Annotated in this window: 7 protein-coding genes; 1 reads left to right on the top strand and 6 read right to left on the bottom strand. The window is 58.7% G+C overall.

The features are described 5' to 3' along the window. The 6 genes from PACILC2_RS06555 to PACILC2_RS27900 form a co-directional block, all read right to left on the bottom strand. Positions 1-403 (bottom strand): BadF/BadG/BcrA/BcrD ATPase family protein (locus PACILC2_RS06555; RefSeq protein ID WP_372447066.1); only part of this gene is annotated, 403 nt, incomplete at its 3' end. Next, positions 339-905: a GNAT family N-acetyltransferase gene (locus PACILC2_RS06550; RefSeq protein WP_280515287.1), complete on the bottom strand. Its 567-nt coding sequence runs from the start codon at positions 903-905 to the stop codon at positions 339-341. The genes PACILC2_RS06550 and PACILC2_RS06555, both read right to left, overlap by 65 nt. A gap of 326 nt (positions 906-1,231) precedes the next feature. Next, positions 1,232-1,723, bottom strand: a complete 492-nt coding sequence (locus tag PACILC2_RS06545; RefSeq protein WP_213528229.1) for an S-layer homology domain-containing protein — start codon at positions 1,721-1,723, stop codon at positions 1,232-1,234. Next, complete coding sequence (locus tag PACILC2_RS06540) at positions 1,723-1,887, bottom strand: hypothetical protein (RefSeq protein WP_213528227.1); 165 nt, start codon at positions 1,885-1,887, stop codon at positions 1,723-1,725. Before PACILC2_RS06540 ends, PACILC2_RS06545 begins: the two co-directional genes overlap by 1 nt. Before the next feature lie 119 nt (positions 1,888-2,006). Beyond that, on the bottom strand, positions 2,007-2,417 hold the full coding sequence (locus PACILC2_RS06535) for a cohesin domain-containing protein (protein WP_213528225.1): 411 nt from the start codon (positions 2,415-2,417) through the stop codon (positions 2,007-2,009). A gap of 144 nt (positions 2,418-2,561) precedes the next feature. Continuing rightward, positions 2,562-6,476 carry a S8 family serine peptidase gene (locus PACILC2_RS27900; RefSeq protein ID WP_213528223.1) on the bottom strand — a complete coding sequence of 1,305 codons (3,915 nt, stop codon included), beginning with the start codon at positions 6,474-6,476 and terminating at the stop codon, positions 2,562-2,564. Positions 6,477-7,164: 688 nt separating this feature from the next. Between PACILC2_RS27900 and PACILC2_RS06525 the strand changes: the two genes are divergently transcribed. Further along, on the top strand, positions 7,165-7,311 hold the full coding sequence (locus tag PACILC2_RS06525) for a hypothetical protein (protein ID WP_213528220.1): 147 nt from the start codon (positions 7,165-7,167) through the stop codon (positions 7,309-7,311). Positions 7,312-7,754 lie beyond the last annotated feature (443 nt).

Below are 7,754 nucleotides of genomic sequence, written 5' to 3'. Positions count from 1 at the left end.
TCTTTGATGCAACGCTAGTGTAATGATGCAGATCGTAATTCCGGATGCGCCGTCCTTCTTCCGTTACCGCATAAATGATCGATCCCGTACCGGAAATGACAACGATGCCCGGCTCGGCGAGGAGGGCGCCGCTATGCGCGACGACGGCGTCGTTCACATGCTCCTTCGGACAATTTAGTCCTTCCAGCTCTGTCATCGGCAGCACCCATTCCAGGTCCGACTCGGAATCGAGCCCGGCGATCCCCGCCGTCAACGCCCGCACGCTTCCCGCATCCCTTCCCGCCTGGCGCAGCGCTTCCGCGACGGCTTCCCGCACGTTGCGCTGCGCCTGCAAATCTTTATGGATGGAGGATGCGCCCTTCTCGACATAGGCGAGCACCTGGCCGTTCGTTTCCACAACCATCACTCGCGTATGGGAGCCTCCGCCGTCGATGCCGATCACAATTCCGCCGCTGTTCCGATTCACTTCGATTCCTCTTTTCTTCCGATTTTTTCCGGAGCAGAACGTCGTCGTCCAGCGTATAGCCACACCTCCCGTAGGTTTTCAAGGCGGCGCCGTTCCCGGCGGCCGTCAATACCTTGATCTCTCTTGCCCCCGAAGCCTGCAGATGTTCCTCCAACAAGGCGATCAGGGACGAGGCAGCCCCCATTCCTCTAGCCGATTCTTCCACGTACAATTCGGTGATTTCTCCCATCGCATCCGGATAGCAGAACGACTCGAAGCATTGGGCACAGGCGAACCCGACGACGCTCCCGTTCAGCGTCGCCACGGCGATCCGTTCGCCGCTTTTTCCCATGCTTGCGGCGATGGCCTCCGCCGGACGTCTCTCCCCACCGTTGAAGCGTTGATTCAGCCGGGAAAGCTCTTCCGCATCGTCCGCAGTCGCCAGTCTGACCTGTATCAACCTCCCCGCCCCCTTCCATTATTTTGAAGACACTATAAATGAATTCCATTCCGGATACCGGATTTCCTTTCGGTACGTTTCAAAATTTTTGGACTCGCAAATCGCGTTCAAAGTCCGCAGCCTTCATGAAGGAGCAGGAGGCCGAACGGAAGGCCGTTCGAGAAGACAAGCTGAAGCGGCAGGACGGGGAGCGACGGGGCGACGGCATTCCGGCCGCAAGTCCGGCGAACCGGAGGAGGGCGGATCGCATTGCGATAATGCGTCCGCGAGCCCGGCAAACAGGGGCCGGGCCGGGATCACATTGCGCCCATGCGTCCGCCCGTCCGTTATCCGTCGCGGAGAGCCAGAAGCCTCTCGAGCAGGACGGCCGCTTCGGCCCGGCTGGCGTTGTCCGCGGGGGCGAACCGGTCGGCGGACTTCCCTTTCAACAACTCAAATTGGTGCAAATACCGGATGTCCTCATACGCCCAATGGTCCGCACTCACGTCGGCAAAAGGGATGTCCACAGCGGCCGCCGCCCCGGGAAAGCCTTGGAACCCGCGGAGAAAGCGCGACACGACAGCCGCGATTTCCGCCCGCGTAATCGGTTCGTTCGGCAGGAACACAGCGCGTCCGCCCCTTGTCGATCCCTCGACGAGTCCGTATTCGGCGGCCGTTTCCACATAATCGTAATGCCAGGCCGTCTTCGGCACGTCCGCGAATGTCGGGGTCAGCCGCTGTGTCATGTCGAGCCCGAGAGCGACGACGGCCGTCTTGGCGAATTCGGCTCTCGTTATGTTTTTGCGAGGCTCGAAATTTCCGGCGGGCGTGCCCTGCATCACCTTGCTTCGGGAAAGGACGCGATCGCGTCTGCAGCCCAAGACATCGACGCGATCTGGCCGTAATCGCGAAAAACGCGAAGCGCCTGATCCTTCGTCACGGAGCCGCCCTTCTTCTCCGGTTCTTCGCCGACCGTATCGGTCTGCTCACTCCCGCCGGACACGCTTCCGGACGTGCCGATGACGACAGTTGGCGCATTGACCGTATGTATAATGTTGACGCCGGGATTATCCGCCTTGATGACGATCGATTTCGATTGCGTCAGCTGCGCCTCGCCGGCCTTCAGCGCTTTGAAGCGAAGCTCGCCCGCTTTGCCGTAGCCGGCGAACAGCAGATTACCCTTTTCGTCGTCACTTGCGAAATATGGATGCTTCCGGCTGCCGTATCGATCCGGTTGGCCAGCGTCATCGGACTGGCCCCGCCTGCGAACACTTTCGGCTTCAGCGCCGACTCGTTCCCGTCAGTCACCGGCTCCAGCAGTTCCGGATCGTAATCGATCCGGATCTCATATCCTTGAATGTCGCTGTAATCGCCTGTGAACCCTTGCAGCCAGATTGCGGCCTCGAACGTATCGCCTACGTCGACTTGCGCGGAAGAGAGCGCAAGCCGCACTTGCGGCTTCGCTTCGCCCGCTGCCGCCTGCGCGGCCGCAGCCGCGCGGAAGGCCGAACCGGCGAACAGTATGAGCGCCAAGGCGCAAAGGCTTCTTGTCATCCGCTCACGTTTCATTTTATCCCCCGTTCGTTATAGCGGAGAGAGGACGGGCGCAAATCGCCCCTCCCCCCTCCCGCCGTATTGGTGAAGCCCGTTATGCCGTCCGTGAAGAACGGGTTTCGCTTAAAATTCGAAGTTGGCCAGAATGAACGATACGTCGAGCAGATCGACCGCGCCGTCGCGGTTAATGTCGGCCGCGCTTGCGGCGGCATTCGGCCAGGCCGTTCCTCTCGTCTTGCCGAACGCTTTGGCGGCGAGCTGCAGGTCGACGAGATCGACGACGCCGTCGCCGTTCACGTCGCCGGCCGTCAGCGGTCCGAAGTCGAGATTGACGTTGCCGTTCACCCGGACGGATTCGGACGCTCCGATATGGCCCGGTACGACGATGCGCACCGTATACGTTCCGGCAGGCACCGTGATGGTATATCCGCCGTCCGCGCTTATCGTGCCGATACCGGCCACGTTGCCGTTCGCATCGACTGCCTCTGCGACGACTTTATGCGTTCCGTCATCGCCGGTATACCATACTTCGCTGTAGTCGACCTCTTCCCCGAACGCTTCGGCGTCGATCGTTCCGGAAATGGTGAACGTCGTCCCGGACGGGCTGTCCTTGATCGTCACCGCGCCTCCCGTAACTTGTCCGATCGGGATGTCTCCGGCGTCTCCGTCCAGCAGACGGACGTTCGACAGCTCGAATTCGTAGCTGCCTTCCTGATCGCCGACGAAATGGTAGAGCGCAAGCGACAGGCTGTCCGCATCGCGATAGCCGTCTATGTCGCCCGCCAGAGAAACGATATAGTCGGAACGGATTTGGCCGTTGTCGAGCTCCGTCTTGTTCTCCTGGATAATAAGCGGCACGCCCGGGTTACTTGCCTCCTGGTATGCGGACAGCTGCGGACTCGGTTCGACGGTTCCGCTCGCGATAACCGCGTCGTACGTCACGCTGAACTGGGCCGCGTACAGCTCGCCGTAGCCGTTAACGTCAACCGACAGACCGAAGCTTTCGCCCGGCCTCGCCTCTTCCGCCGATACGGATACCGAGACCGACGCGCCTGGTCCCTCCGCCGACTCATACGTAACGGTATAAGCGGGGGCGGCTGCTCCGTTCAGCGCGGCATCGTACACATAGACGTCGAACGTGTTCGCCCCTTCGACGATCGGCACCTCGATCCGGTATCGGCCGTCCGCGCCGATAACGCCGTCCGCCTGCTGGCTGCCGAACACGGCCGCAACGCCGATCGCCTGGAAGTCGCCGAACAGCTCAACCAGATAATCGCTTTCGATCGTTCCCGAAATCGTCCCGGTGCCGTCGCTCACCGTAATTTCCGGGTCATCCGGCGCAAATACGGGCGCGTTCACGTCGATGACGAACGGCGCGATCTCGTCTTCGGCAATTTCTAAATCGTTGTAGAAAGGAACCAGCAGGTAAAATTGGTCGCCGGCATCGGCAAGCGAATAAAGTCCTTTGCTCGGGTGGTAGAGAGTCCCATCCCAGCCTTCGATCCAATAGCTGCCCGGGCCGACTCCGTTCGTTTCGACGATCGTGCCGAGCCACTGCGTGCCCTCTTCATTGAAGACGTCGAGCGAGAAATAATCGAGCGGCCGGTTGATGCCGAAATAAATATCGGTCGTATCGGCTGCCGAGTCTCCGTTCGGCGAGAAGATGTCCGGATCGAGCTCGAGGCCCGATATCGGGGCCGGCAGTTCGACCGATCCGACATAGACGGCGAACGGAACGGAAAGGACATGCCCCTTGTCCGAAGTGAGCGTCAGACTGCCTTCATAATAACCGTCGGCCGCTTCCGGACTGACCTGCAGCGTCACATTCAATTCGGCGCTGCTTCCCGCCGCCACTTCGACGGTGCCGGCTTCCGGCAGGACCGTACCCGCCGCGCTGCCGGTCCATTCTGCGCCGACCGTATACGTCGCGGCGCTTCCGGCGATGTCTTCGACCGTAATCGTCCCGGTCAACGTCTCTCCGGCTGCCGTCTGTCCGAACGACAAGCTGCCGGTCCGGTAAGACGTTTCTTCCCCGCCTGTCACGTACGTCGTCGACCGGGAGACGAGCGCGACCGCTTCCGCCTCGATGACGTTGGCGAGATCGACCCGGCCGGCTCCCTGCTCCATGTGCGAATAAATTTTGCCCTTTTCGTCGGCAAGACGGACCGCATTGTTCATGAGCAGACCTTTCACAAGCTCGGGCGTAAGCGACGGATTGCGCTCCAGCAAGAGCGCCGCCGCGCCGGCGATATGCGGTGCCGCCATGCTCGTCCCTTGCGAATCCTCGTACGCATTCGTATAATCCCCGCCGTAGGCCGGCACGGACGACCGGATGCCGACGCCGGGCGCCGCGATGTCCGGCTTGATCGCGAGCGAAGGCAGCGCGGGTCCTCGCGAGCTGAAGTCGGCGATCAAATCTTCCACCATTTCGATGCCGAACAAGGCGGAATACGATTCATGACCTTCCATCGCTTCGAGCAGCTCGAGGCCGTTTTCCTGCGATATGCTGATCGTCGGAATGTAATCGCCCTCTTCGCCGAGCGTGCCGCCGAAGTTGCCGGGCGCATTGTTGTAGACTACAGCCGCAATCGCACCGGCGGCCTTCGCGTTCACCGATTTGTCCCGGAACGAAATTTCACCCCGCGAAATCAGCGCCACTTTGCCGGCAACGTCGACGCTCGCAAAGTCGGACTCCCGGCCGAGACCGGCATCCGCGATCTCCAGCGTCTGCCCGGCCAAATCGCCCAAGTCGGGGGAGAAACTCATGATGCTGCCGTATATTTTGCCGATCCCTTCCCCGGTAATGGCCGGTACGTTGAGAGGCGGATACGAAGCGCCGACGGAAATCGCCAGTTCGGCCGTCCCCGGATCGGTGACGGTATAAGGGAGCGGTCCGTCGTTGCCGTTCGAGACGACCGGAATGACGCCGGCGATCGCCGCGTTGTTGAGCGCGATCGAATCGGCGCTCGCTTCGTTGTTGCTGCTGCTGCCGAGAGACAGGTTGATGACGTCCAATCCGTCTTCCACGGACTTGTCGATCGCGGCGAGGACGTCTTCGCTCGTTCCTGTGCCGCCCGGGCCAAGCACGCGGTAGGCGTACAGATCCGCACCGTGGGCGACGCCTTTCACCCAGCCGTTCGGGTGATTCTCGACCGTCGGTTCCCCTCTGCCGAGTATCGTTCCGGCCACATGCGTACCATGACTCGTAGCCGCCTCCGGGTTGTCCGGATCGGGCAGCGTTTCGTAAGGATCATCGTCGTCGTCCACGAAATCGTAGCCGCCCTTGTAGGCATCCTTCAAGCTCGGATGGTGATAATCCACTCCCGTATCGAGGACGCCAACCTTGATTCCGGTTCCGTCCACACCAAGATCCCAAAGCACGTTCGAGCCTATGTACGGCGCGCTTTCATCCATGTTCGGGGTCACGCTTTTCAGCGGAACCGCTTTGTACGTCGCGTTCGGATAGATCGCCCTGACGCCCGGAAGGGCGAGCAGGCGGTCCACCTCGTTGCCCGCGATCCGCACGGCGTAGCCGTTGAAAGCATGCTTGTACCGGTTGCCGATTTGCGCTTTCAACGCTTTGGCTCTGGAGGCGAAATCGTTCTGCTCCTTGTCCAGCTTCAGCGGGTAGGATGCGTCGTACGTCGTCAGCCCGCTCCCGACTTTTGCCCGGTGCACCGCCAACGGATCGGATTGCAGTTCGACAATGACCGTCAATTCCTCCGCGCTGTCCGAAGCAGGCACGAAATTTTGCTGCGCCTGCTCCGGCGCGGAAGGCGCGCTATCGGCTTCCGACAGGGAGAAAGGCAGCTTCTGCTGAGCCTTCGCTTTCTTGTCCGCATCAAGCTGCAGCCCGTCGGGCAAAGGCAGCGGAGCCGCCCGAACGGACGGCTGAAGTTCGGATGCGGATGCGGATGCGGCAGCGGCTTCGGAGGCCAGCGCCGATCCGGCTGCGAGAGCCGGGGTTGCCATCGAAACGATCAATGCGATGAGAGCTGCGAATACGAACCATTTGCGGCGATTAAAAACCAAGCTCATAATTATCCCTCCTCGAAATCTTTTCTTTGCCTGCATGCTTCCTCTCACCTGCATGTTTGGCTTCCTTTGGCCTGCACGTTTGGTCTGCATACTCATCTGGTCTGTATGCTCGTCTGGTCTGTATGCTCGTCTGGCTTGCGTGCTTCCTCTGGCCTGCACGTTTGGTCTGCATGCTCGTTTGGTCTGTATGCTCGTTTGGTCTGTATGCTCGTCTGGCTTGCGTGCTTCCTCTGGCCTGCACGTTTGGCCTGCATGCTCGGCAGTTGGAAATGACGACATCTTTTTGCAGCGGTAGCGGGTCCGTTTTCCCTCCTTCCTAATCTTTCGATCGAATGTCCTAATTCCGGATATCATTTACCAGTTTAATAGATTTTCTGTCAATTTTTTGTTGAAATTTCTGGCCGCATTCAAATTTATTCCGACCCGATCAGACAAAAAAACCACCCCCTTAACATGTAAGGAAGCGGTTTCCAGAAAAGCCCAGCCGACCGGCATCGCCCATAGTAACTAAGAATTTAAATCGGAAAACCCAGAAATGCTAATTTCGCCATATGATCGCGAAGTATGGCGCTCCATGGCGGAATATGGAAATGATACGCCTGTGGGAATGATTCGTTTGTTGAAATGATACGCCTGCAGGAATGATTCGCACCTTTTCGCACCCTTGCGTACCATGGAATATCCCGTTTTGTCAAAACTGATCAGTCGTTATGCGGAAGTTGCGTTTCAAGATGGCACCAAAGTCACAGGATTAATTATCCCTGATGGAAAGGTCATCGAAGGGAATATGTTTTATTCAAATGTCGTCATTTTTGATACTTCATTATCTATATGAAATCCAAACCATAACCGGCTTCTATCATAAAACGAAAGGTTTGAAACAATCAAAAAGGGGTAATGAGAGTCAGTGTCAACTCGCGCTCACGACAAATCGAATAGCGGCTGTCCCATAAGTCAGAATAGTTTGCGAGACGATATTCGAGAAGTTTTCTACGGCATAAGGTCGTGCTTGTCGAAGGGGACATGGCGTGGCTGGCTGCCGCATCTGATGTGGCGTCTCGAAAAAGCTGAAACGGGAGCTCGGCGGGAACGACAGGTTGTCCCGGGGCGCTCGCGACGGTATGGTGCCGCCTGATAGCAACCGGAAAACAGCCTCGGCACCTGCTCACTGCCGTTTTCATTCGTATTTCGTATTAATTAACGAATCCTGCAAAAGTACAGCTTTTTCACGTTGTTGATAGCCAGAACATTCAAATTTCTGCGATAATGCAGGATTTT

The organism is Paenibacillus cisolokensis, from assembly GCF_018403665.1.
Taxonomy (GTDB): Bacteria; Bacillota; Bacilli; order Paenibacillales; family Paenibacillaceae; genus Paenibacillus_AH; species Paenibacillus_AH cisolokensis.
Note: the sequence above shows the minus strand (reverse complement) of the source record. Positions and strands in the feature narration are given on the sequence as shown.